The 22,584-nt window shown below is 42.6% G+C and carries 21 protein-coding genes; 11 read left to right on the forward strand and 10 right to left on the reverse strand.

All coding sequences use genetic code 11. The annotated features are described in order from the left end of the window. Window positions 1-66: 66 nt before the first annotated feature. Together CLNEO_RS01720 and CLNEO_RS01725 are read right to left on the reverse strand one after the other, a co-directional pair. A complete protein-coding gene (locus CLNEO_RS01720; protein WP_066083833.1) occupies window positions 67-1,509 on the reverse strand; it encodes an SLC13 family permease in 1,443 nt (480 codons plus the stop codon). A 276-nt stretch (window positions 1,510-1,785) separates the two neighbouring features. Then, on the reverse strand, window positions 1,786-3,720 hold the full coding sequence (locus CLNEO_RS01725) for a sigma-54-dependent Fis family transcriptional regulator (protein ID WP_066083834.1): 1,935 nt from the start codon (window positions 3,718-3,720) through the stop codon (window positions 1,786-1,788). Window positions 3,721-3,891: 171 nt separating this feature from the next. Here CLNEO_RS01725 and CLNEO_RS15645 point away from each other — a divergent pair, with 171 nt between their 5' ends. From CLNEO_RS15645 to CLNEO_RS01755, 7 genes are all read left to right on the forward strand, one after another. After that, window positions 3,892-4,050, forward strand: coding sequence for a hypothetical protein (locus tag CLNEO_RS15645; protein ID WP_157723450.1), 159 nt, complete (start codon window positions 3,892-3,894; stop codon window positions 4,048-4,050). A 208-nt stretch (window positions 4,051-4,258) separates the two neighbouring features. Beyond that, window positions 4,259-4,450, forward strand: a complete 192-nt coding sequence (locus CLNEO_RS01730; RefSeq protein ID WP_162266448.1) for a hypothetical protein — start codon at window positions 4,259-4,261, stop codon at window positions 4,448-4,450. 55 nt (window positions 4,451-4,505) lie between these two features. Next, window positions 4,506-8,969: an S-layer homology domain-containing protein gene (locus CLNEO_RS01735; RefSeq protein ID WP_066083836.1), complete on the forward strand. Its 4,464-nt coding sequence runs from the start codon at window positions 4,506-4,508 to the stop codon at window positions 8,967-8,969. A gap of 391 nt (window positions 8,970-9,360) precedes the next feature. Continuing rightward, window positions 9,361-9,972 carry a TetR/AcrR family transcriptional regulator gene (locus tag CLNEO_RS01740; protein ID WP_066083837.1) on the forward strand — a complete coding sequence of 204 codons (612 nt, stop codon included), beginning with the start codon at window positions 9,361-9,363 and terminating at the stop codon, window positions 9,970-9,972. Window positions 9,973-10,038: 66 nt separating this feature from the next. Continuing rightward, complete coding sequence (locus CLNEO_RS01745; protein ID WP_066083839.1) at window positions 10,039-10,653, forward strand: class I SAM-dependent methyltransferase; 615 nt, start codon at window positions 10,039-10,041, stop codon at window positions 10,651-10,653. A 20-nt stretch (window positions 10,654-10,673) separates the two neighbouring features. After that, window positions 10,674-11,450, forward strand: coding sequence for a ZIP family metal transporter (locus CLNEO_RS01750; protein ID WP_066083840.1), 777 nt, complete (start codon window positions 10,674-10,676; stop codon window positions 11,448-11,450). A gap of 35 nt (window positions 11,451-11,485) precedes the next feature. Further along, complete coding sequence (locus tag CLNEO_RS01755) at window positions 11,486-12,166, forward strand: class I SAM-dependent methyltransferase (protein ID WP_066083842.1); 681 nt, start codon at window positions 11,486-11,488, stop codon at window positions 12,164-12,166. Between the two features lie 334 nt (window positions 12,167-12,500). Here the strand turns inward: CLNEO_RS01755 and CLNEO_RS01760 are convergent, their stop codons facing one another. The 5 genes from CLNEO_RS01760 to CLNEO_RS01780 all read right to left on the reverse strand — a co-directional run bounded on the left by CLNEO_RS01760 (window position 12,501) and on the right by CLNEO_RS01780 (window position 16,573). Continuing rightward, a complete protein-coding gene (locus tag CLNEO_RS01760; RefSeq protein ID WP_066083844.1) occupies window positions 12,501-13,394 on the reverse strand; it encodes an ABC transporter substrate-binding protein in 894 nt (297 codons plus the stop codon). A gap of 20 nt (window positions 13,395-13,414) precedes the next feature. Continuing rightward, window positions 13,415-14,014, reverse strand: a complete 600-nt coding sequence (locus CLNEO_RS01765) for an ABC transporter permease (RefSeq protein ID WP_066083846.1) — start codon at window positions 14,012-14,014, stop codon at window positions 13,415-13,417. A 4-nt stretch (window positions 14,015-14,018) separates the two neighbouring features. After that, a complete protein-coding gene (locus CLNEO_RS01770) occupies window positions 14,019-14,660 on the reverse strand; it encodes an ABC transporter permease (protein WP_066083847.1) in 642 nt (213 codons plus the stop codon). Continuing rightward, on the reverse strand, window positions 14,657-15,784 hold the full coding sequence (locus CLNEO_RS01775) for a betaine/proline/choline family ABC transporter ATP-binding protein (RefSeq protein ID WP_066083850.1): 1,128 nt from the start codon (window positions 15,782-15,784) through the stop codon (window positions 14,657-14,659). Before CLNEO_RS01775 ends, CLNEO_RS01770 begins: the two co-directional genes overlap by 4 nt. Window positions 15,785-15,934: 150 nt before the next feature. Beyond that, on the reverse strand, window positions 15,935-16,573 hold the full coding sequence (locus tag CLNEO_RS01780; protein ID WP_066083851.1) for a TrkA C-terminal domain-containing protein: 639 nt from the start codon (window positions 16,571-16,573) through the stop codon (window positions 15,935-15,937). 418 nt (window positions 16,574-16,991) lie between these two features. Here CLNEO_RS01780 and scfA point away from each other — a divergent pair, with 418 nt between their 5' ends. From scfA to CLNEO_RS01800, 4 genes are all read left to right on the forward strand, one after another. After that, a complete protein-coding gene (gene scfA, locus CLNEO_RS15215) occupies window positions 16,992-17,138 on the forward strand; it encodes a six-cysteine ranthipeptide SCIFF (protein ID WP_066053385.1) in 147 nt (48 codons plus the stop codon). 138 nt (window positions 17,139-17,276) lie between these two features. Then, window positions 17,277-18,653 (forward strand): thioether cross-link-forming SCIFF peptide maturase, encoded by a 1,377-nt coding sequence (gene scfB, locus CLNEO_RS01790; protein ID WP_066084573.1) that lies wholly within the window; start codon window positions 17,277-17,279, stop codon window positions 18,651-18,653. 5 nt (window positions 18,654-18,658) lie between these two features. Further along, window positions 18,659-19,996 carry an aminotransferase class I/II-fold pyridoxal phosphate-dependent enzyme gene (locus CLNEO_RS01795; protein WP_066083855.1) on the forward strand — a complete coding sequence of 446 codons (1,338 nt, stop codon included), beginning with the start codon at window positions 18,659-18,661 and terminating at the stop codon, window positions 19,994-19,996. Window positions 19,997-20,212: 216 nt separating this feature from the next. After that, entirely contained in the window at window positions 20,213-20,992 is a 780-nt protein-coding gene (locus tag CLNEO_RS01800; protein ID WP_066083858.1) for a sulfite exporter TauE/SafE family protein, read from the forward strand. Between the two features lie 52 nt (window positions 20,993-21,044). On the opposite strand, the gene CLNEO_RS01805 is transcribed toward CLNEO_RS01800, so the two are convergent. From CLNEO_RS01805 to CLNEO_RS01815, 3 genes are all read right to left on the reverse strand, one after another. Continuing rightward, entirely contained in the window at window positions 21,045-21,539 is a 495-nt protein-coding gene (locus CLNEO_RS01805) for a GNAT family N-acetyltransferase (RefSeq protein WP_066083859.1), read from the reverse strand. 161 nt (window positions 21,540-21,700) lie between these two features. Further along, window positions 21,701-22,144 (reverse strand): hypothetical protein, encoded by a 444-nt coding sequence (locus CLNEO_RS01810; RefSeq protein WP_066083861.1) that lies wholly within the window; start codon window positions 22,142-22,144, stop codon window positions 21,701-21,703. An 89-nt stretch (window positions 22,145-22,233) separates the two neighbouring features. After that, window positions 22,234-22,572 (reverse strand): cupin domain-containing protein, encoded by a 339-nt coding sequence (locus CLNEO_RS01815; RefSeq protein WP_066083863.1) that lies wholly within the window; start codon window positions 22,570-22,572, stop codon window positions 22,234-22,236. Between the last annotated feature and the right edge of the window lie 12 nt (window positions 22,573-22,584).

Here is a 22,584-nt window from a genome sequence, read left to right on the forward strand (position 1 = left end):
AAAGTCGCCGTAAATGTTGCATTTACATTAATGTTAATATTGTTGAATATTGCTTCTTATGTATTTTTAAACTCCAAAGCCGAAAACGCCCATTGTAATACCATAAATGATAACTGGGAATACAATTAAACATATGATTTTTAGACCAAGACCGCACTTAATAAGATCCGCCATCTCAATTTCGCCTGAACCATATGCAACCGCATTTGGAGGTGTTGCAGGGGGCAGCATAAATGCAAAGTTACATGCTAACATACATGCAAGCATCATTGCCAAAGGGTTTACGCCGATGGCTGTTCCCACGCTGGCAAGAACGGGTAAAAACGCTGCAACAACAACAGCATTTGTTGTAAGCTCTGTAATGATTGCTGTAACAACACCAACAATAATTACAATAAGTAATGGGGATAAGCCTGCCAAACCGCCTAATTTTCCTGCAATCCATGCAGCACAGCCGGAATCTTTAAATGCATTACCCATTACCATGGAGCCGCCAAGTAAAATACATGCAGACCAAGGGATTTCTTTAATGGCTGTTTTCATGTCCATCAAATATTCTCCCTCTTTCCAGTTAACAGGGACAACAATTGTAAGTAACGCCGCAAACATAGCGATTGTTTCGTCTGTTGCAAAGGGGATAAATTTGCCCCATACCTGTGAACGGGTCATCCATGCCACAATGGCAAAAAGGAAAATGTAAGCTGTGAATTTCTCGCCCTTAGACATAGGCCCAAGTTTGTGATATTCATTGTCAATTGCAGAAACATCAATATCCTTCATTTTGTCAACCTTGAAAAACTTAACCATATAGATCCATAAAATAGGGATAATTACAATAACAAAGGGGAGGCCTATTTTTAACCAGTCTGTAAAGGTGATATCAAGACCAATGGATTCTCTGATGAGGCCAATGCCCGTAGGGTTTGTTGTTGTACCAATGACTGTTCCGATACCACCGATGGTTGCTGCAAAGGGGATTGACAAAATTAATGCTTTCTTAAATCCGCCATCCGTATCTTTGAGTGCAGCGGTAATGGATAATGCAACGGGTATCATCATAACGGTTGCCGTTGTGTTTGACATCCACATGGAAACGAAGGCGACTGCCAAAATAAAACCTAAAATCAAGTTTTTGGGTTTGGCACCAACTTTTCTAACAATACCCAAGGCGATTCTGCGGTGTAAGTTCCATTTCACCATTGCGCCGGAGAGGAACCCTACACCAACAAGTAAGTATACTGTTGTGTAAGCATAGTGACTAAATAATTGAATATCATTTTGTCCTTTCGCTCCTGTTAAACTGATGATCGGGAAAACGATCAGCGGCAAATATGATGTCATGGCAATGGGGATTGCTTCAGTCACCCAAAAAATAACCATCAAAACAGTTGAAGCCAAAACTTTTTGTGCAATTGGTGTTAGCCCTTCCGGTGTCGGCATTGCAAGCATAATGACAAAAACGATAATACCGATAAAGAAACCAATTTTTCGTATTGCATACTTACCCATAAACTTTCCTCCTTTGATTGAATAGAATTAAAATAATGACTGTTGGCAATGCTGTGGGAATAGCCCTTTGCCATGTGATTATAGTATTAAGCAAGATGCATGCCAAACTGCTATGAAACAAAAAATAATTGTCGAATTTGCCTTATTTTGTTGAGATTAAAAAAATGCCAGCCTAAAAATAAAGCTGACATTTTTAACTTTGTACAAACATATTTTGTTTCATGATGTTGCTCAGTTGTATTAAAATAAGTTAACGTATTGAAACACAATGAAACATCATGGTTTTATATTATATTCCTTCATTTTTCGCCACAGGGTTGTCCTACTGATTCCCAAAGCAATTGCAGCATTTTTCATGCTGCAATTATTGCTTGTAAGTGCTGCAATAATTTTTTTTCGTTCCCAAACAGCCAAATCCTCCTCTTGTTCCTGCCTTTCAAATTTAAGGTCTTTTTTTTCTTTTGCGTAAGATGTATTTATTAAATCCTCAAGGAGAATATTTTTGGTGCCTCCTGACAAAATTGCAAAAATTCGTTCCACAAAATTATGCAATTCCCGAATATTTCCGGGCCAATCATAATCAGTAACATTGCCTATGACTTCATCAAAGTAATTCTTAAATTCATCATAGTTTTCGCCGCTCAGCTTTTTTAGGATAGAATTACCTATTTCAGGCACATCCTCCCTCCGCATCCTTAGGGAGGGGATTTCAAGATTCAAAACATTTAGCCTGTAATATAAATCTTCCCGAAATCTATGGTTTAAAATTTCATCCTCAAGACGCTTATTTGTGGCTGTAATGATTCTTACATCAATGGGCGTTACTGCAACGCTCCCAATTCTTCTGATTTCCTTTTCCTGCAAAACCCGAAGAAGCTGCACCTGCACATCCATGGGGATTTCTCCGATTTCATCCAAAAATATAGTTCCCTTGTGCGCCAATTCAAAAAGACCTGCCTTTCCGCCTTTTAAGGCGCCGGTAAAGCTTCCGTCCTCATATCCGAAAAGCTCCGCTTCCAAAAGATTTTTTGATAATGCCGCACAGTTAATTGCAACAAAGGGCTCATTTTTTCTAGCGCAATAATTATGAATGCTTTGGGCAAATAATTCTTTGCCGCAGCCGGTTTCACCATGAATTAGTATGGTTGAGTTTGACAGGGCATATCTTTTTGCGGTATCTATGGTTTTTTGAATCGCCTCAGAGTGACCTTGGATATCGTCAAAGGTGTATTTTGCCGTTAATCCCTTTTTGTTCAACCGCATTCTTATATTTTTCTCACTGTCTTGAATTGTTTTGATATCCTGAAAGGTAGCAACAGCGCCCTTTACTTTATCATCTATAATGATGGGGATTCTGTTTGTGGAAACCAAGGTTCCGTTTATTTTCATCAACTCATTGATTTCTTTTTCTCCGTTATGTAAAACCTCAATCATTTTGCTGTTGGGGAGAACATCCTCCACCCATTTTCCAATACAGTTTTTCCTGTTTACATTCATGATTCTTTCTGCAACAGGGTTTACTACGGTTAGCTTTCCGGAGGTGTCCACGGAAATAATGGCATCGTGGGTAAAATCAAGCACAGCTTGATAGCTTTTCAGCTTCAGCTTCAGTTTTTCTTGTTTCTTTAATTCCTCTTTTTGAATCGCTAAAATTTGCTTTGCGGTTTCAATTGAATTTATAATTGCCTCCTCAGAATTTTCCACAACAATGTGTTCAAGATTATATTTTAGAGAGAAGGTTTCGGTCAGCGCTCCGCCAATACCAAGCTTTGCTCCATCATCAATTGCCTGTTTTACAATGGCTTCGCAGCTTTCAACATCGTGAAATGTATAGTATTTTGCATTAATATTTAGCAAATAACACATTGTTTTAATGCCTTCTGTGATTTCATCATAAGTAAAAAAAGCAATGACTCCGTCTAGGCTCTTTGCTGTTTTTAAAATGTCAATATAATCCGATAAAATAGTATTTACACCAACAACGGGGATATCCAGATGCTTTTCCATAAATGCCTTCGTACCTTTTCTGCTTATAATAACGCGAGTGCCATTTTTGCGCAGCTCCTTGGCTAAAATATAAGCTTCATTCAAGGCGGATATATATACGTCAATGTCTTCGTTTCTTTCTTTAATTATTTTTTTAGCTCTTATTGCCAGCTTTTCGGATGGTGCGATAAAACTTATTTCCGCATTTTTTGCTCTCTTTGTCATTTGCTTGCCTCCATTCCAACCACAATAATTAAATTTTCCGCTTTTGTGTTTAAAAATGCTTTTGTATTTTTTGCAGCAAAATTATGTTTACTCTTTTTCTGATAAGATTATAGCTTATTTGGCTGGGGTGTTACAATCATATTTTAGCACCACCAATGGGGTTACTGTAAAATGAAAAGAGAGGAAGACTGTTTGCGGAAGGCTTTTGTGTTCTTTTTACTGCTTAATAGAAGGCTGAAAAAATATTTTGGCAGCATTATTCCCGAAAAGCAAAAGAGAACAATTGACAGGAAAACTATGGTTATCTATAATGAAAATAATACAGGTTAAATATTGAAAAGTTATGTTGCTAGGGATTAGAAAAGGGATAGAACTAGGGGTTTTTGAGGATGCCACTTTTTTTTAGGATACAAAAGGGGATTTTATAGTTCTACCAAAACCTTTGATCCACAAGGCAGATATAAAGCCACAAAGCAACAATAAATCACGCAGGGAAAGGGACGGGTGAGTTTAAGGGCGAAACAAGAAAAAGCTGTTGGTGGCAGGGCTTACGCCATTCCCAGTGAAAAACGAAAAAATTGAAGGGACTTTTGTTTATGGCGGCTTTTCAGAAAAAGACCATAAGATTGCTAAGCTGGACAAGCCTACCAAGGATACCAATGGGCTGTTTGTGTTTACCAAGCAATGCAGGGCGTTTTCCAAGCTTCTTGCAGAAAGAACAGAAGTATAGCGCAAAAAAATAACTCATTGAAAGAAAAAAGTTACGAGAATATGGAGGAATGCATATGCAAAACATATTAAGCGCAAAAGGAAGGCGATTCTTGTCGGCAGTGCTGACATTGGTGATGGTGATGGGCCTGTTTGTGGCTTTTCCCCTTGAGGCGAGGGCGGCTGATGGGACGTTGTCTTTTTCAGGCTCAGATGCTGATTTATTTGATGGGAGCAATACAACGATCACCAGAACCATAGGGGAAAAAACCTTTACCTTGACAGGAGCTGGAGGGTTATGGTATGACGGACAGGGACTCTATGCTTATGAAGGGCCCGATGATAAAGTAAAATTAACGATAGAAATCGAAAGCGAATATATGTTTGATTTGTCTTCCTTTGATGCAATGGCAGATGACGGCAATGTTAATGCTGACGTAACCTACGCCAATGGTAACTCCGAAAGTTTTCCGTTTGGCGCTATCAACTCTTCAGGGCTAATGACAATAAATGTATCTGGGCTACCCACACAGAATATAACAAAGGTTGTCTTATCATCCGATAATTATGCGGTTTTCCAGAACATTGAGCTGAAAAATATACAAGCCATCAGTGAGTTAGCCCCCACGGTAACCGGCATATCTCCCTCTGCGGGCACCACCGGAGGTGCCACCATTGTAACCATTACAGGAACCAACTTTATTGATGTATCTGACGTGAAATTCGGCGCAACTGCAGCAAGCAGTTACACCGTCAACTCTGAAACACAAATTACAGCCACATCCCCGGAGGGGAGCGAGGGTACGGTACACGTTACCGTTGAAAATTGGGCTGGCACAAGTGAAACAGGTGCGGCTGACCAGTTTACTTATGTTGAACCTCCTTCGGTGACTACATCTACGCCTGTATCGTACACCGATACCTCAGCGTACGATACGTTTACTAACACCACAGGTACGATTTCAGCCACCTCTGGCGGCAGCATCACGTCTTATGGTATTTCCGACGGTACGGTAGGCAGTTGGGAGATTGAAGGAAAGACTTATGATGCATCTAAGGCGGGAACCTATGGCACGCTGTACGTCGATAGTGGAAGTGGTGAATATGTTTACGTTCCCAATAACGGCGCAATCAACGGTACAATCGAAAATGAGAGCGAAACCTTCACTGTTACCGCTACGGATAACAGTGATTTAGCAGGCTCTGCAACCCTAACGGTGAACATTACGGGCGCCAATGACATCCCTACAGATATTGCACTGTCAAACAGTTCAATACTGGAAAATGCAGGGGAAAATGGAATGGTTGGCAGCTTAAGCACCATCGACATTGATCATGGGGATACCTTTACCTATGCTATTGTGGGAGGGGATGATGCCTCTGCTTTCAACATTAATGGTACAATGTTACGCATGAATAGCAGTGCAAATTATGCTATCCAAAGCAGCTATACTGTATCCATTCGTACCATGGATATGGGTGGAATGACTTTTGATAAGCAATTCACCATTACAGTAAGCAATGTAAATGACCCGCCTACACTGACAGCAACTCCCAGGAATCCCACCTTTACCTCGGGTGGCAGCGCCGTTTTGCTTTTTAGTAATACGGCAGTTGACACAGTAGAGGCGGGACAGATGATTAAACAACTCGCCTTAACGATCACAAATGTAATGGATGGTGCAAGTGAAAAGATTGCCATTGACGGTACAAAGGTTGCTTTGACAACTGGAAATTCTGGAACAAGCGGAGGAAATGACTATACATACCAAGTTTCCCTTACCGGGGGCACTGCCACGGTGGTCATTACCAAGGCAGGTGATATTTCAGTCTCAGCGGTACAAACACTTGTAGACGGACTTGCATATGAAAACTCCAGTAGCAGCCCTACACTTCTCAACAGGGTTATTACGCTGACGGGTATTCGGGACAATGGTGGTACAGAAAACGGCGGTGAGGATTCAACTAGCCTTAGCATTGTTTCCACGGTTATAGTGAGTGTCGAACCACCTAGCGCACCAAGCGGTTGCACTGCCATAGCAGGCGATACATCGGCAACGGTGAGCTTTACGCCCCCAGCGTCTAGTGGCGTAACCTATACCGTTTTAGTGAACCCCTCTCATGTACCCTCTGTGAGTGGAACAGGGAGCCCAATTGTAGTGACAGGGCTTACCAATGGGCAAGCATATACCTTCACTGTAACGGCGACAAACGTGGGCGGTACAAGCGCACCGTCAGACCCATCAAACAGCGTGACACCAAAGTTATCCCAGACCATTACCTTCAATAATCCTGGGGCACAAAACTTCAGCACAACTCCCCAGTTAGAAGCAACGGCAAGCTCGAATTTGCCTGTGACGTTTTCCAGCAGTACAACGGGGGTTTGTACTATAGACGGGAATGGATATCTTACCTTTATCACTGCAGGTACTGCTACGATAAATGCAGATCAGCCAGGGAATGGAAGCTACCTAGCGGCACCGCAGGTTTCTCAGAGCTTTACTGTAAACCCTGTAGCTCCTGGTGCACCAACAAACGTAGTTGCCACAGCTGGAGATGGAAGTGCATCGGTGGCCTTTAGCCCTCCTAATTTCACTGGTGGCACGAATATTTCAGTCTATACCGTTACAGGGAACTCTCCTTATATAGCCCCTGTGAGTGGAGCAGGAAGCCCAATTACAGTGACAGGGCTTACCAATGGACAAGCATATACCTTCACTGTAACGGCGTCAAACGTCGCAGGTGATGGCCCGTCGTCAGCTCCATCAAACAGCGTGACGCCGGCGGCATCCCAGACCATTACCTTTAATAATCCAGGGGCACAAAACTTCGGCACTACCCCTCAATTGACAGCCTCCTCGGATTCAAGCTTGACGGTTTCCTTTAGAAGCGAAACCCCAGAGGTTTGCACTATAACCCCCGAAGGAGTGCTTACCTTTATCAGAGCAGGACAAGCAACCATAACGGCAGAACAGGAGGGTAATATTAACTATCTGCCTGCGATACCCGTTTCTCGCACTTTTTATGTAAATGGCGTAGAGCCCGGAGCACCCACGATTGGCACTGCCAAAGCGGGCAATGGTCGGGCTACCGTAAGCTTTACGCCACCGGAATCAAACGGCGGCTTAGAGATTACAAGTTATATCGTTACTTCAAATCCCGGCGGGATTACTGCCACAGGGACAACAAGCCCTATTGTAATAACGGGACTGACAAACGGTACGGATTATACCTTTACTGTAGCGGCGACAAGCGCCGTAGGTACAGGTGGGGCATCCTTAGACTCAAACAGTGTAACACCCCGTGTCGCTTCTTCCAGTGGTGGTGGTGGATCTTCCAGTACCCCCACAACGACCCCTGTAACGACCCAGGCTTACAAAGCGGAGGTAAAGGGAGAGAGTAATAGTTCTACATTGCCCGTTGCGGTGGATACGAATACGGGAAGTGCTTCTATTGATGCAAGTACGCAAATCAAACTGTTGTCCGAAGGGAAAGGCGCTACAATAACGGTACCCTCTATTCCGGATGTGGCTTCCTATACGGTGGGCATCCCGATTCCAAATCTGTCCACGAATAGTTTAATGGGCAGTCTGACCATAGATACGGCAAATGGAACCATAACCCTTCCCTCTAATATGCTCACAGGAGCAAAGGGTCAGGATGGAAGCAAGGCGCAAATTACCATGGGCGAAGGCGACAAAGATAATTTGCCCGATCAGGTGAAGGATGCAATTGGAAATAGACCGCTCATTCAGCTTACACTTGCTGTTGACGGCAATCAGACCCAATGGAATAATCCGGCTGCACCGGTAATGGTTGCGATACCTTATACGCCCACGGCAAAGGAGCTGGAAAACCCCGAAAGCATTGTTGTTTGGTATATCGACGGCAGCGGTAACGTTGTCACCATACCCAACGGACACTATCATGCTGCAACAGGCACAGTTACCTTTGAAACGACCCATTTTAGTGATTATGGGGTGGCATATAACCCAGTAAGCTTTCATGACGTGGCGGCAGACGCATGGTATAAGAAAGCCGTGACTTTCATTGCGGCTAGAGGAATTACCACAGGCACAGGCGATGGAAATTTCAGCCCCGAAGCAAAGCTGACCCGCGGCGAATTTATTGTGCTGATGATGAAAGCTTATGGTATTGCGCCCAACACGAAGGCGAAGGATAACTTTGCGGATGCGGGAAATACCTACTATACCGGCTATCTTGCAACGGCAAAGCAATTGGGGATTACGTCGGGCATAGGGGACAATATGTACGCACCAAACAAGGAAATTACCCGTCAGGAGATGTTCACTTTACTGTATAATGCGCTGAAGGCAATTGATCAACTGCCCCAGGGCAGTGTGGGCAAGACCCTCTCTGACTTCACTGATGCTCCACAGGTAGATAAATGGGCTGTTGATGCGATGACCCTTCTTGTGAAGACAGGCACAGTAAGTGGCAACGGCGGAAAGATTACACCGACAGGTACAACTACCCGTGGTGAAATGGTGCAGGTACTTTATAGCCTGCTTAGAAAATAATCTAAAATTTTGCAAGGGATAAAAAGCAGAAAATCAGCCGCAGAAAAAGTGGTTGGTTTTCTGCTTTATTTATTATGATATGTGTAGAAGAAAAGGGATATTTTCCCAAAGGGAAAAGACTGCGTGTAGACAAGGTCAAAACCTTGAGGGCTTTGCATTTAAACATCCATAAGGGGTTGAGGGATCATCACTTTTGCTACGCAAAAGCCGGCTTCGCCGTCTGCCCTATCTTGGCAGTGAGGGGGGCAACGTCCAAGGTTTTTCCGCAGTCTGAGTAAGGGTTTTTGTTTTTTGGTGTAATTTGTTTTCTTCTTATTGACAAAACGTAAATAAAAGGCTAACATAAAAACAATAGATAACAGTGTTATGTTGGGGCGAAGGGAAGTGCCAATTGAAAAACGACAAGGAAACGAAGGAACGGCTGTTGCTAAGCGGTAAAAAGGAATTTTTGGAAAAGGGATATGCCCGGGCATCCTTACGCAATATCTGCAAAAATGCCAGGGTTACGACAGGGGCCTTATATTTTTTTTTCGAAAATAAGGAGGAGCTGTTTGTGTCTATTGTGGAGCAGCCGCTGCAGGAATTGCAAGAAATTATGAATCAGCACCAGCAGCACGAATTGGAGCAATTAAAAAGCACGGATACCCAAAGGGTGGATGATCCGGCGCATTTTCAAATTGCGAAAAAAATAATCTGCTGTATGTATCGTTATTATGATGAATTTCAGCTGTTGCTTACAAAAGCCCAAGGGTCAAGGTTTGAGCAAATCGTGGATGAATTTGTGGAAATTATGGAGAAAAAATACCAAGTGTTGGCGAATGGAATTTCCATGCAAAACAATAGCCCCAAGGTAGAAAGCTATATGATTCATTGGTTCACCCATACCCAGGTTGATCTTTTTGTGCATATCATAACCCACGAAAAGTCGGAAGAAACGGCGATAAAGCATTTGGAGACAATGATTCAATGCTTGGTTGCCTGTTGGTATCAATTATTTGAATAAAATATAGTCTGGGGGCAGGGTAAATTATATTTTATGTATCCCAGTGTTTTGAGGAAGGTTTAAAATATGGAAAGCAATATCAAGTTTTGGGAAAGGGTTGCGGCTTTATATGGATTTTTTATGAAAAGGAACCTATCCTCCTACGATATCATCAGCAGTAAAATCCTACAATGCCTAAACAAAGACATGAAGGTTTTGGAATTGGCTTGTGGAAGCGGTCAGCTGACCTTTTGTCTTGCGAAGCAGGTCAAGGAATGGTACGCCACCGATTTTTCTCCGGCGATGCTTGGGGAAGCAAAAAAACAAAGCACGCAAAAAAACATTATTTTTTCTGTGCAGGATGCAACACGCCTGCCGTACGAGGAGCATTCCTTTGATGCGGTGCTCATTGCCAATGCTTTGCATATTATGCCACAACCGGATCTGGCTTTGGAAGAAATATTTCGTGTGCTTAAGCCGGGAGGATTGCTGTTTGCACCCACCTTTATATGGAAAAGTGGCGTGGTCTTTGGTGTGGGAGCTTGGCTGTTGCAAATGTTTGGTTTTAAGGTGTTCCATAGGTGGAGCCAAGCGGAATTTGCACAATTTGTGGAAAAGAAAGGTTTTTTGGTCGCGGAATATTCGTTGGTGGACAGTAATATTACGCCAATATGTTATTTGGCGGCAAAAAAAGCGGTTTAGGGAAAGTAAGGTGAATTAGGATGAAGGAAATTATGATTTTATTTATACCGTTTGTTGGAACTGCCCTTGGCTCTGCCATGGTGTTTTTTATGAAGGAGGAAATGAACCTAAAACTAAAAAAACTACTGTTAGGTTTTGCCGCAGGCGTTATGATTGCGGCATCCGTATGGTCGCTATTAATTCCTTCCATTGCGTTGGCGGAGGAGGGGAACGGGCCTGCGTGGCTGCCTGCCTTACTAGGGTTTTTGCTGGGGGTAGGTTTTTTGTTAGTATTGGACAGTATAATTCCACATTTGCATATGGACAGCGATAAGCCGGAGGGAGTGCCAAGCAAATTGTCTAAGACAACCATGCTGGTTTTTGCGGTAACGCTGCATAATTTTCCCGAAGGCATGGCCGTTGGTGTAGCTTTTGCAGGGGCGATGATGGAGAGCAGTAATATTACCATGATGTCTGCCTTTGCACTGGCATTGGGCATTGCTTTGCAGAATTTTCCCGAGGGTGCCATTATTTCCATGCCTTTGCGCAATGAGGGGGCAAGCAAGAAAAAAGCCTTTTTATATGGTGTAGGCTCGGGGGTTGTTGAGCCTGTGGGTGCTGTGATTACCATTTTGCTGGCAAAGCAGGTAGTACCCATATTGCCATATTTTCTTGCATTTGCCGCCGGGGCAATGATTTATGTGGTCATAGAGGAATTGATTCCCGAAGCCCAGGAAGGAGAGCACTCCAACATTGGCACGATTGGTGCGGCATTGGGTTTTGCGTTAATGATGGTGCTTGATGTGGCCTTAGGGTAAAGGGAAGATGGGAAAAAAAGAAAGGGGTAGAAAACTTGAACAGGCGCAGTAAAATTCAAAGATCATATCAAGCCTTGGGTGGAGAGCATACCTTTTATGACGGTATGATTACATGTGCAACCCTTGGTGGAAAGGCTGTATGCAAGCTTGTTTGGAATATGAATCGGGAAAAAAACAATCACTATATACAGCTTGCACTTTCGGGAATCCCTGGGGATTTTTCGGGGAAAATGTTGGAAATACCCGTAGGCACCGGAATATTGACGATGCCAATTTATGCCACGTTGCCAAAGGCAGAAATTACTTGTGTGGATTATTCCGTAGAAATGATGGCAAGGGCACAGAGAAGGGCTGGTGCAATGGGGATTTCCAATGTTTCTTTTTACCAAGGGGACGTGGGCGCATTGCAATTTCCCCAAGAAACCTATGATTTGGTATTGTCACTCAATGGTTTTCATGCATTTCCAGATAAGAAGGCGGCTTACGAGGAAGTGTTTCGTGTTTTAAAGCCCGGGGGCATTTTTTGCGGTTGCTTTTATGTACGAGGAGAAAACAGACGAACGGATTGGTTTATCCGCAAGGTTTATGTACCGAAAGGTTTTTTTACTCCCCCCTTTGAAACGGCAGAGAGCTTAAAAGACAGGCTGCAAACCATGTTTACAGAGGTACAGGTGAACTGCGTGGAAGGGATGGCTTGTTTTACTTGCAAAAAATAAAAGACAGCTTTAGGCGTTGCCCTATCTTGGGCAGTGAGGGGTCATCACTTTTGCTTTGCAAAAGCCGGCTTCGCCGTCTGCCCTATCTTGGGCAGTGAGGGGTCATCACTTTTGTTCTAAAGCTGTCCTTTGAATAGGTGGCATTTCTTTGCCATTGCATCCTTCACCAAGTAAAAACCCCATGAATATGGGGTTTTTACATAAGTTTTTGGTCTTGTTTTTACAAAAAGCAAGTGGTTTGGGCGTCACCCAAGTTTTTTCCACACCCTTTTACACAGATAAAAGCAATTGGAAAATTGGATGAATTAGGGTAAAATACCCTTGAAAATTAGATTTAATCCAACAAACCTTTGTTTTGTAGGAAATCTTTGGCAACCTGTGCCACATCCGTTTGTTCTACATTTACTTGATAATTCAAGTCTGTCATTTCTTCGTTAGAAATTTTTCCGGCCAATAGATTCAGCACTTCCTCTAGCTCGGGATGGTTTTTTAGGGTTTCATTTCGGACAATGGGAGCGGCATAATATGGTGGGAAGAAGCTCTGATCATCCGTCAATACCTGCAAATCATATTTCTTAATTTCTGCATCGGTGGTAAAAACGTCGGTTACATTCATATCGCCGCTGCCGATGGCTTTGTATTTTAAGGATACATTCATCATTTTTGGATTTCCCTTGAAGGAAATGTCGTACAAATCACAAAAGCCCTCAAACCCGTCTTCACGGTTGAAAAATTCATTTTCGCCGCCAAATACAAGATTTTCCGATACGCCCTTAAGATCAGAGCAGGTTTCCAGACTATATTCGTCAGCCACATCCCTTGTAACGGCGATGGCATAAGTGTTGTTAAAGCCCAAGGGCTCCATCCAAGTAATATCAAATTGTTTATCAAATTCTTCGGAAACAATGCGATAGGTTTCGTCAGGGTCGGTAAGAACGCCCATTTTTAATTGAGCAGTCAAGCCGGTACCGGTATACTCAGCATAAACATCAATATCCCCCTTCTTAAGCGCTTCAAAATTAATAAAGGTTCCTCCCATATTCAGCTTGCGTTCTACGCTTAATTCGGTTTTGTTTTCGATTAGCTGTGCAAGGATTTCGCCAATAATGATATTCTCGCTGAAATCCTTGGAGCCGATGACAACGGTATCCTTGCTGCCGCAGCCTGTTAATGTCATGGACAAAAGCGCCGTAGTGGCAATTGCCAGAGATAGTATTTTCTTTTTCATGTGTTAGCCTCCTATAAAATTTACTTTCCTCGTGCTACAAGTTTTTGTTCAATTTTCGACATAAAAAAATCGAAAATCACTGCCATAATTACAACGGGAATGGTTCCTTTTATGATTGCTGAAAAATTCATCGTTTGAATTCCTCGATAGATGGGATACCCCAGTCCGCCGGAACCGATCAAAACGCCAATTACTGCAATGGATAATGCGGTTACGGTTGCAATTTTAATCCCAGAAAAAATCAGCGGGAACGAAAGGGGAAGCTCTACCTTGAACATTCGTTGCAGCTTGGACATTCCCATACCCTTAGCCGCATCCTTTAAGTGGGGCGAAACGCCTGTCAAGCCAATATAGGTATTGCGCACAATGGGCAAAAGAGAATACAGTATCAGCCCTACAATCAGCGTTACATTACCAAGACCAAAAAAAATCATTAAAATGGAGAGAAGGGCCAAGGAAGGAATTGTTTGTAACGAATCTACAGTCCAGAGGATTATTTTATCAAGATAAGGGGTCCAGTAGGAGATAATTCCAAGGAGTATTCCAAAAGCCGTGGAAATAACAATGGCAATTAAAACAAGTACCATGTGTTCTATTGTCAGAAAAAATAAATCAGCCATTTTTTCACCTCCCAAGCCGTAGGCCTTTGGGCGTAATGGCACGTTGGATAAACCCAATCAGTGCATTCGCCAAAAGAGCCAGAATTGCAGAGGGAATTGCCCCTGCGAGAATATATTTTGATTCATAGGTGGAAAGCCCAGTCCAGATCATATCACCAAGACCGCCTGCACCAATCATGCCGGCTAGGGTTGCCCAGCTGATGATATAAACTGTGGACAAACGCAGTCCACCGATAATTGCCGGCATGGCAAGGGGCAGTTCCACCTGAAACAGAATTTGTTTTTGGCTCATGCCGATGCCCCTTGCGGCTTCGATGCAATGGGCATCCACTTCCAAAATGCCTGTATAGGTATTGCGCAAGATCGGCAAAATTGCATATAGTGATAGTGCCGCAATGGCCGGGGGTTTGCCGATTCCCATTAAAATAAGCATAATACCCAAAAGCACAAGCCCGGGAATTGTTTGAATAACACCGGCAAAGGCCAGAACATAGCTTGCCGCACCTTTATGGCGTGACAGTAAAATTCCAACGGGTACTGCAATGACAACACCGATCCCCACGGAGATCAGCACAATCTCCATATGGGTTAGCAAGGCCTTAAGTATTTCGTTAGAATGCTTTGTGAAAAATGCTAAATAACTCATTGTGTCATCTCCCCCCACAGAGCTTCGCCCATGGCTTTTGCCATGCTGGTTTTTGTAATAAGCCCAGCAACGGTATTGTCATCGTTTAGCACAACCACATAGCCGGTGGGTGAAGCAATTAATAGCTCAAAGGCCTCTTGGGCGTTGGAATTGCGGGTTACCGTCATGGATTCTACGGTGACAAGCTCTTTGATTTCCTTGCCTGCCTTTCCTTGTGCCCTGATTTTGTCAACGGAAACAGTTCCTAAATAGGTATCGTCCTCCTCCACAACAATAAGGGAAGATACGTCCCTTCGGCTCATTAGCTCAATGCATTCCAGTGTTTTCTTTGTTTTTGGTACGGTAAGAACCTTTGCCCGCATAAAATCCGACGCAACTAAATTGGCGGCGTTGTTTTCGTGATTCATATGTTTCCCAAGGAAGCTTTTGATGATGGGGTCAGCGGGATTTTGCAGCATTTCTTCGGGAGAAGCCACCTGTAAAACCTTACCATCGTTCATAAAAACGATGGTATCGGCGAGGCGAATTGCCTCATCCATATCGTGGGTAACAAAAACAATGGTTTTCCCCAGTTTTTTCTGAATTTTTTTTACTTCCTCCTGAAGGGAATCCCTTGTTACGGGATCGAGGGCACCAAAGGGCTCATCCATCAGTACGATGGGAGGGGATGCCGCTAGGGCACGTAATACACCAATACGCTGCTGCTGTCCGCCGGAAAGCTCCGAAGGATATTTTTTTGCATTTTCTTCGTAGGGCATATTAACCAATTCTAACAAACGGTGTACGATTGCGTCGATTTCCTCTTTGCTATAATTGAGCAGCTTTGGTACAACGGCAATATTCTGCTCCACGGTCATATTTGGAAAAAGCCCAATTTGTTGAATGACGTAGCCAATGGTACGGCGCAGCTTTACGGGATCTACTTTGGTAATATCCTTTCCGTCAATGATAATTTCACCGGAATCTGGTTCAATTAAACGGTTGATGGTTTTTAACGTGGTTGTTTTCCCGCAGCCGCTAGGCCCGATAAGGATTACAAACTCGCCCGCTTTTATATCTAGAGTAAGATTATCTAAAATTGTTTTCTTACCATAGCGCTTACTTACATTGCGAAATTGAATCATAGGTTCAAATCTCCTTTCTTTTTTTACGAAACTAACAACTCTATTATACATTTTAAGTTGTCAGATGTCAAATAAAGAGGATTTTCACAAAAAAAACCCCCTGTCTTTTTTTTTGGAAGACAGAGGTAGTATCTCTTAGCTTTATTATTTTTATTCGGGACTTTGCTCGGCCTTTGAAACATAGCTGCTAACGGTTTCAATGGTTGAAATATCCCCCACAAAGATAATCGTATCTTCTTCTAACAAAACGGCATAGGGGCCGGGAGATAAAATAACCTTATCCTTTCGGCGAATGGCGATGATCGTTGCTCCGGTTTTGTGCCAAAACATAAGATCCATCAGGCTTTTGCCAATGAGGGGGGAATCCGCTGGGATATCAATTTCATAATTTTGAAATGGGTTGCTTTTGGAAAACTTATCATTGGTACGTACCAAATGAGATACCATTTCACTAATTTGCTCGTTTAGACTATGCTGCTGCTCCAAAAGCTTTCTCAGGTTACGCTCTATCAGGCGAGTATCATTTTGCTCACTGAAACGCTGAGCAAAGTCCTTTGCCTTTTCCACGGAGAGAATCACCACCCCGCTGTTTTTTCGGACCTCCACAATACCCATATCCTCAAGCAGCTTCAACGCTCTGCGGATCGTTTCCGGGGATACACCATACTCTGAGGACATCACAGAACGGCCATAAATTTTTGTGTTTTCTTTTAATTCTTCTCTGGAAATACGCAGTGCGATATCGAGGGCAATCTGCGAATAGACAGGTGGACTGATTTTTTCCTTCATAATAAACACCATTTCATTTTAAATTTTATTTGCGTTTCTTTGGGCGTGAAACAATTTTAATGCCACTAAGGTTGGAAGCCTTGTTTTTTTGTAAAGATCACAGTGCTTGCAGGGGTTAATATTCCCCAAATTCTAAGATGCATTCTAACATATTTCTTTCCATAAGTCCAGAGGGATTCAAATTTCAAACTTCCCTATAAAAATAAAAATTTACTTGGAGGATAGCTTTAAATAAAAGGCTTCCCTTAGGCAGAAAAAAGGCGGGAGGATTCTTGCATTCAGACGGATACGCCTTGACAATTGGGGCATGTTGCTATATACTTTTTTAGTGTATAAAGCGATTTTCAATGGAAGAGATTTCCTCTTTTAAACAATAGAAAACGCATAGAATTTTCATAATTGGAATGGAGATGAAACCATGGAGAGAATTAAAACAATTAAAACACGTGACTTGAAAAAGAGCGTAGCTTTTGGCGGCTGCGGCGAATGCCAGACATCCTGCCAGTCTGCTTGCAAAACCTCCTGTGGCGTTGCAAATCAGCCCTGCGAGAACAAACAGAAGTAAGCTCAAAAGGATTGAAAACGAACCCGCCGCCTGCTTTCTAAGTAGAGCGGCATTTTTCGTATTGGGGACTGGAAAGGAGCCGCTGACAATGGGCGTTTCCCCGAAAGGCTCCCTTTGGAGTAGAAAGGATTGAATAAATTGGTACATCAGTATAAATTAAACGGATATAACATTGTATTGGATACCTGCAGCGGCTCGGTTCATGCGGTGGACGAGGTTGCGTATGATATCATCGAGCTGTATGAAAAAAGTGAGAAGGAAACGATTGTACGCACAGTTTTGACAAAATATGCAGATAGATCCGATGTAACGGAGGAAGAGATTTTGCTGTGCTTGGAGGATATTCAAGCCTTGGCAGATCAGGGCAGATTATTTACCAAGGATGAATATGAAAATCTTGCCATGGATTTCAAAAATAACAGCAGTGTGGTAAAGGCTCTTTGCCTTCATGTTGCCCATACTTGTAATTTAAATTGCAGTTATTGCTTTGCCAGTCAAGGAAAATATCAGGGAGAGCGTGCCTTGATGACCTTTGAAGTTGGCAAGCAGGCTTTGGATTATTTGATTGCCCATTCGGGAAGCAGAGTGAACTTGGAGGTGGATTTTTTTGGTGGCGAACCCTTAATGGATTGGGAGGTTGTCAAAAAATTGGTGGCTTATGCGAGAGAGCAGGAGCCTATTCATAATAAAAATTTTCGCTTTACCTTAACAACAAACGGGATGCTCATTGATGATGATGTGATTGATTTTGCCAATAAGGAAATGCACAATGTAGTATTGTCCTTGGATGGCAGAAAGGAAATTCATGACCATTTGCGTAAAACCATTACAGGTCAGGGCAGCTATGATACCATTTTGCCCAAGTTTAAGAGATTTGTGGAAAAAAGAGGTGGAAAAGATTATTATATGCGTGGAACCTTTACCCATAATAATGTGGATTTCACAAATGATTTGTTCCATATGGCGGATATGGGCTTTACGGAATTGAGCATGGAGCCTGTTGTTTGCGATCCTTCCGACCCTTATGCATTGACAGAGGAGGACTTGCCAAAGCTCTTTGAGCAGTATGAAATTTTGGCAAAGGAAATGCTTCGTCGTAAAAAAGCGGGCAATGGCTTTGAATTTTATCATTATATATTGGATTTGGAAAATGGCCCTTGTGTATATAAAAGAATAACAGGCTGCGGCTCGGGAACGGAATATATGGCAGTAACTCCTTGGGGCGAGCTATTCCCCTGCCATCAGTTTGTTGGGGATAGCAAGTATAGCTTGGGGAACGTTTGGGACGGTGTAAAAAACACAGGAATTCAGGACGAATTTCGTCATTGCAATGCTTACGCAAGAGAGGAATGCAGAGATTGCTGGGCAAAAATGTACTGTTCCGGCGGCTGTGCCGCAAATGCTTACCATGCTACAGGTAGTGTTCGTGGTGTATACGAATATGGCTGTAAGCTGTTTAAAAAGCGCATCGAATGTGCCATTATGATGAAGGTCGCGGAAAACTGTGAGGAATAAAAGGGATGGATACACCAATTTATGACTTTGTAAAAAAATATCAAGAAAAAGGGACTGTACGCCTGCATATGCCGGGGCATAAAGGCAGCCCTTTTTTGGGTTGCGAGGCTCTAGATATTACAGAGATCAAAGGTGCTGACGATTTGTATCATGCGCAAGGCATTATTCATAAAAGTGAGGAGAATGCAACCCATTTGTTTGGGGCAAGAAAAACCTTTTATGCCACGGGGGGTTCCTCTCAATGTATTGGGGCCATGGTGTATCTGACCATGCTCCATGGCAAAAAGGGACAGCCCATTTTGGCGGCAAGAAATGTCCATAAGGCTTTTTTGCATGCCTGTGCGCTGCTGGATTTAGATGTGAAGTGGGTTTATCCCCAGGGAGAGGCAACCCTTTGTAGCTGCCCTATTTCCCCCAAACAGCTGGAGCATATTTTGCGGTCAATGGAGGTTTTGCCCTTTGCCTTTTATATTACCTCCCCTGATTATTTGGGAGGAATGGCAGATATTCAGGGGCTTTCAGCGGTTTGCAGAAAATTTGGCATTCCTCTTTTGGTGGATAACGCCCACGGTGCATATTTGCGTTTTTTGCCCGAATCCTTACATCCAATGGATTTGGGGGCGGATTTATGCTGCGATTCTGCCCATAAAACCCTTCCTGTGTTAACGGGAGGGGCATATTTGCACGTGGGAACGAAAGCTTTGGCTTCCTTTGAAGAGGACGGGAAAAATGCCTTGGCATTGTTTGGATCTACAAGTCCTTCCTATCTCATCTTGCAATCCTTAGATTTATGTAACCGCATTTTGGCGGAAGGGTATGGGGATAAAATTCATCATTGCGTCAAGCGGATAGCGCAGTTGGCGGAGGGGTTAAGGGATATGGGCTATTCCTTACAGCATTTTGAGCCGTTGAAACTGGTGTTAGAGGGCGAAAAGATGGGCATTACAGGGTATGAGCTTGGGGAATTTTTACGTGAAAATGAGATTGAGCCGGAATTTTCCGATGCAGACCATCTTGTTTTGATGTTCACACCTGAAACAACGGAAGAGGATTTTGAAAAAATTGAGAAGGCTCTTCCCCCTATGATTGCAAAGGCGGGCAATGGGCCAAAAACAGCAATCTCCTCTCGGGGAGAACGGGTGATGTCTATTAGAGAGGCCGTGTTTGCAAAGGGGTGTACTGTTTTGGCGGAGCAAGCCTTGGGGCGAATTTGCGCAGCATCTGCGGTATCCTGCCCGCCTGCCATACCCATTGCCGTCAGTGGAGAGCGGATTACGGAGGAAATGATAAGGCTGTTTTTGCTTTATGGAATAGAGGAAATTCAAGTTGTTTTGGAGAGTTAGAGCAACACTGATTTATGTCATAGGCACATGTGATTGGAAATTATTTTTTTTGGTTTTATCAAAAGTCCGGCAATTGCGGTGCTTGCTGGGCTTTTACTGAAAATGAAAAAAGTTTTCTCCGCGATCTGCAAATTTTCTATGTTAATTCGTTTTTTAGTAAGTAGCTATAGGTGCTGTTTTGCGTAAGGTTGGCTAATGTCGGTGAGGTGAGCAGGTATGGGTGCAGATATAATCATTTCCGTTCCAAGCTTTATCATGTTAATGGTGGCTTGTTTTTTTGCCGGTTTTTTGGATTCCATTGCTGGTGGCGGAGGATTGATTTCTTTGCCAGCCTATACGCTGACGGGAATGCCTATGCATTATGTTTATGGATGTAACAAATTTTCTGCCGTCTGCGGAACAACCATAGCCACACTGCGATTTTGGAAGCATAAGATGCTGGATATTCAAGTGGGTATTTTAGCGGCAATGGGGGCTTTTGTGACATCAGCTTTGGCAGCCAAGGTAGTAATTTACTTAAACGACAGTACCTTAAAAACCTTGATGCTGATTGTTTTGCCCATTGCGGGGGTAGTTACGGTGCTCAATAAAAATATGGGGAATGAAAATCATGCCGATACCTATTCTATGAAAAAAAAGACCGTTCTGGCGTTGTTGATTGGCGGATTGATTGGGTTTTATGATGGGGTGGCAGGCCCGGGGACGGGAACGTTCGCTTTAATGGCTTTTTGTTTTATAATGAAATATGATTTGCGTACTGCTTCGGGCAATGCAAAATGCTTGAATTTGGCATCTAATTATGCGGCTTTGGCGGTATTTTTATTGGAAGGAACGGTAGACTTTAAAATTGCAATTCCGGCAGCGGTTTTTGGCGTTGTAGGAAATTTTATTGGATCGGGGTTTGCCATAATAAAGGGTGCGAAAGCCATTAAATTAATGTTAAATGTTGTAATTGTATTATTATTTATTAAAATGGGTGCAGATTTTTTATTGTAATATAAAAGGACGTCAACACGGCATCAATGTTGGCGGCCATTTTTATTTCCATTTATATGTTTTTTTGCATCAGTACAACACCAAACTTGCGGCCCAATTTTTCTCCGATATTTTTCAGCTCGCCCACTTGCACAAACCCGTTCTTTTTATGGAATTGGATGCTGGCCTCGTTTTCTGAGGATATTTCCGCAAGCAAGTGCTGCACACCAAGGTCTTTCCCCTCTTTTTCCAGCAAAGCAAGGCATTTTGCGCCAATTCCCTTTGCCGTATAATCGGCGGCAATAAAATAGGAAACATCGACAGTTGTCTGAAAGGTGGAGAAGGGGTGAAAAGGACTCAAAGTGCAAAAGCCTATGGTTTGCTTGGTTTCCGTATCAACTATCCCATAGGCACATAAGCCCTCTGATCTTTTTATTAGCATAGAATAAAACTGTTCGGGCAGGGGAGCGGGCGGAAATGCCGCAGTGCTTGTGGTAATGTAGTAGTTAAAAATCTCCATAACCGATTTTTGATGCTCCGTTCCAAGCTTTTCAAAAACAATATTCATGATATACACCTCCTGAAAGTAATGATAAACCAATTTATAGAATAACACAACATGACAACCGTAAAAAGAGGGAAGAATTGTATTGTTTACAAAATACAATTCTTCCCTCTTTGCCGTTTCAATGTCCTTGAAAATCCACGCTCTGTTTTATCCAACAATTCTTATAGAATATGTTCAATAATATAAAGTTTTTTTGTATCTGGAACAAATATAAAGAATATTCTTGAGGAATCTGTTGCTGTTGTTGCATTGTATTGATAGTCCCTTTGAAAATCAGGAATATATTCCGCGGGAATTTGGAGGGAATTAAGAATCTCCATTACGTTTGATTCCATGTCTGTATTTTTACCGCTCATCAAATTTAGAGACGAAAGGAGATCACTACTGTTTTTGTATTGAAAGATATGGTATCTCTCACCATCACCGTGAAAGCTTGCGCCGCTATCGATAGAGTATATTTCGTCATAATTTTTTGAAATATCAATGGACCAATTTAATTGGATGATATCAGCATAGGAGCTTCTGGGTATTTGATACAGAAATGCATCTTTTGCAATAAAGCCCATTAAAATAATGCCGATTATTATAAACATTTTTTTGGCCATTATTTCCCCTTCTCGTTTTCACCCATTTACTAAATAGATATACCGCTGATTGAATTATCAGCTTTTAAATGAATGAAAGGATTTTGAAATTAGTCCGTTTCCACCTTGTCGGATTCCTGATAGGGGGCAAGGGTTGCTACCAATTTTGCTGTTTTGTCGGAATTATTGATTAGATAATGCTTTTCTGTAGGCTCCACATGAATAAATTGACCTTGTGTCAGGGTGAATTTTTTCTCATCCACAAAAATATCAATTTCGCCCTCCATAACATAAAAGTTTTCCTCCATGATGTTGTGATAGTGGGCCTTAAAATCACAGCCAGGAGGGAACTGAACAATTGCAAAATTCATGCGAGGGCCTTTCATCAAATATTTGGGGCCGTTATCTCCATTGCGATACTCTAAATTCTTTTCATCTATAATATACATAGCTGTTCTCCT

Source organism: Anaerotignum neopropionicum (assembly GCF_001571775.1).
GTDB classification, from domain to species: domain Bacteria; phylum Bacillota; class Clostridia; order Lachnospirales; family Anaerotignaceae; genus Chakrabartyella; species Chakrabartyella neopropionicum.

What these genes read in the sequence shown, in the direction of transcription:
- CLNEO_RS01735 (WP_066083836.1), top strand. Translation starts at nt 4,506, where the DNA reads ATGCAAAACATATTAAGCGCAAAAGGAAGGCGATTCTTGTCGGCAGTG.
- CLNEO_RS01805 (WP_066083859.1), bottom strand. Translation starts at nt 21,539, where the DNA reads ATGAATATTGTTTTTGAAAAGCTTGGAACGGAGCATCAAAAATCGGTT.
- CLNEO_RS01720 (WP_066083833.1), bottom strand. Translation starts at nt 1,509, where the DNA reads ATGGGTAAGTATGCAATACGAAAAATTGGTTTCTTTATCGGTATTATC.
- CLNEO_RS01800 (WP_066083858.1), top strand. Translation starts at nt 20,213, where the DNA reads ATGGGTGCAGATATAATCATTTCCGTTCCAAGCTTTATCATGTTAATG.
- CLNEO_RS01760 (WP_066083844.1), bottom strand. Translation starts at nt 13,394, where the DNA reads ATGAAAAAGAAAATACTATCTCTGGCAATTGCCACTACGGCGCTTTTG.
- CLNEO_RS01810 (WP_066083861.1), bottom strand. Translation starts at nt 22,144, where the DNA reads ATGGCCAAAAAAATGTTTATAATAATCGGCATTATTTTAATGGGCTTT.
- scfA (WP_066053385.1), top strand. Translation starts at nt 16,992, where the DNA reads ATGGAGAGAATTAAAACAATTAAAACACGTGACTTGAAAAAGAGCGTA.
- CLNEO_RS01765 (WP_066083846.1), bottom strand. Translation starts at nt 14,014, where the DNA reads ATGGCTGATTTATTTTTTCTGACAATAGAACACATGGTACTTGTTTTA.
- CLNEO_RS01725 (WP_066083834.1), bottom strand. Translation starts at nt 3,720, where the DNA reads ATGACAAAGAGAGCAAAAAATGCGGAAATAAGTTTTATCGCACCATCC.
- CLNEO_RS01780 (WP_066083851.1), bottom strand. Translation starts at nt 16,573, where the DNA reads ATGAAGGAAAAAATCAGTCCACCTGTCTATTCGCAGATTGCCCTCGAT.
- CLNEO_RS01795 (WP_066083855.1), top strand. Translation starts at nt 18,659, where the DNA reads ATGGATACACCAATTTATGACTTTGTAAAAAAATATCAAGAAAAAGGG.
- CLNEO_RS01750 (WP_066083840.1), top strand. Translation starts at nt 10,674, where the DNA reads ATGAAGGAAATTATGATTTTATTTATACCGTTTGTTGGAACTGCCCTT.
- CLNEO_RS01815 (WP_066083863.1), bottom strand. Translation starts at nt 22,572, where the DNA reads ATGTATATTATAGATGAAAAGAATTTAGAGTATCGCAATGGAGATAAC.
- CLNEO_RS15645 (WP_157723450.1), top strand. Translation starts at nt 3,892, where the DNA reads ATGAAAAGAGAGGAAGACTGTTTGCGGAAGGCTTTTGTGTTCTTTTTA.
- CLNEO_RS01745 (WP_066083839.1), top strand. Translation starts at nt 10,039, where the DNA reads ATGGAAAGCAATATCAAGTTTTGGGAAAGGGTTGCGGCTTTATATGGA.
- CLNEO_RS01770 (WP_066083847.1), bottom strand. Translation starts at nt 14,660, where the DNA reads ATGAGTTATTTAGCATTTTTCACAAAGCATTCTAACGAAATACTTAAG.
- CLNEO_RS01775 (WP_066083850.1), bottom strand. Translation starts at nt 15,784, where the DNA reads ATGATTCAATTTCGCAATGTAAGTAAGCGCTATGGTAAGAAAACAATT.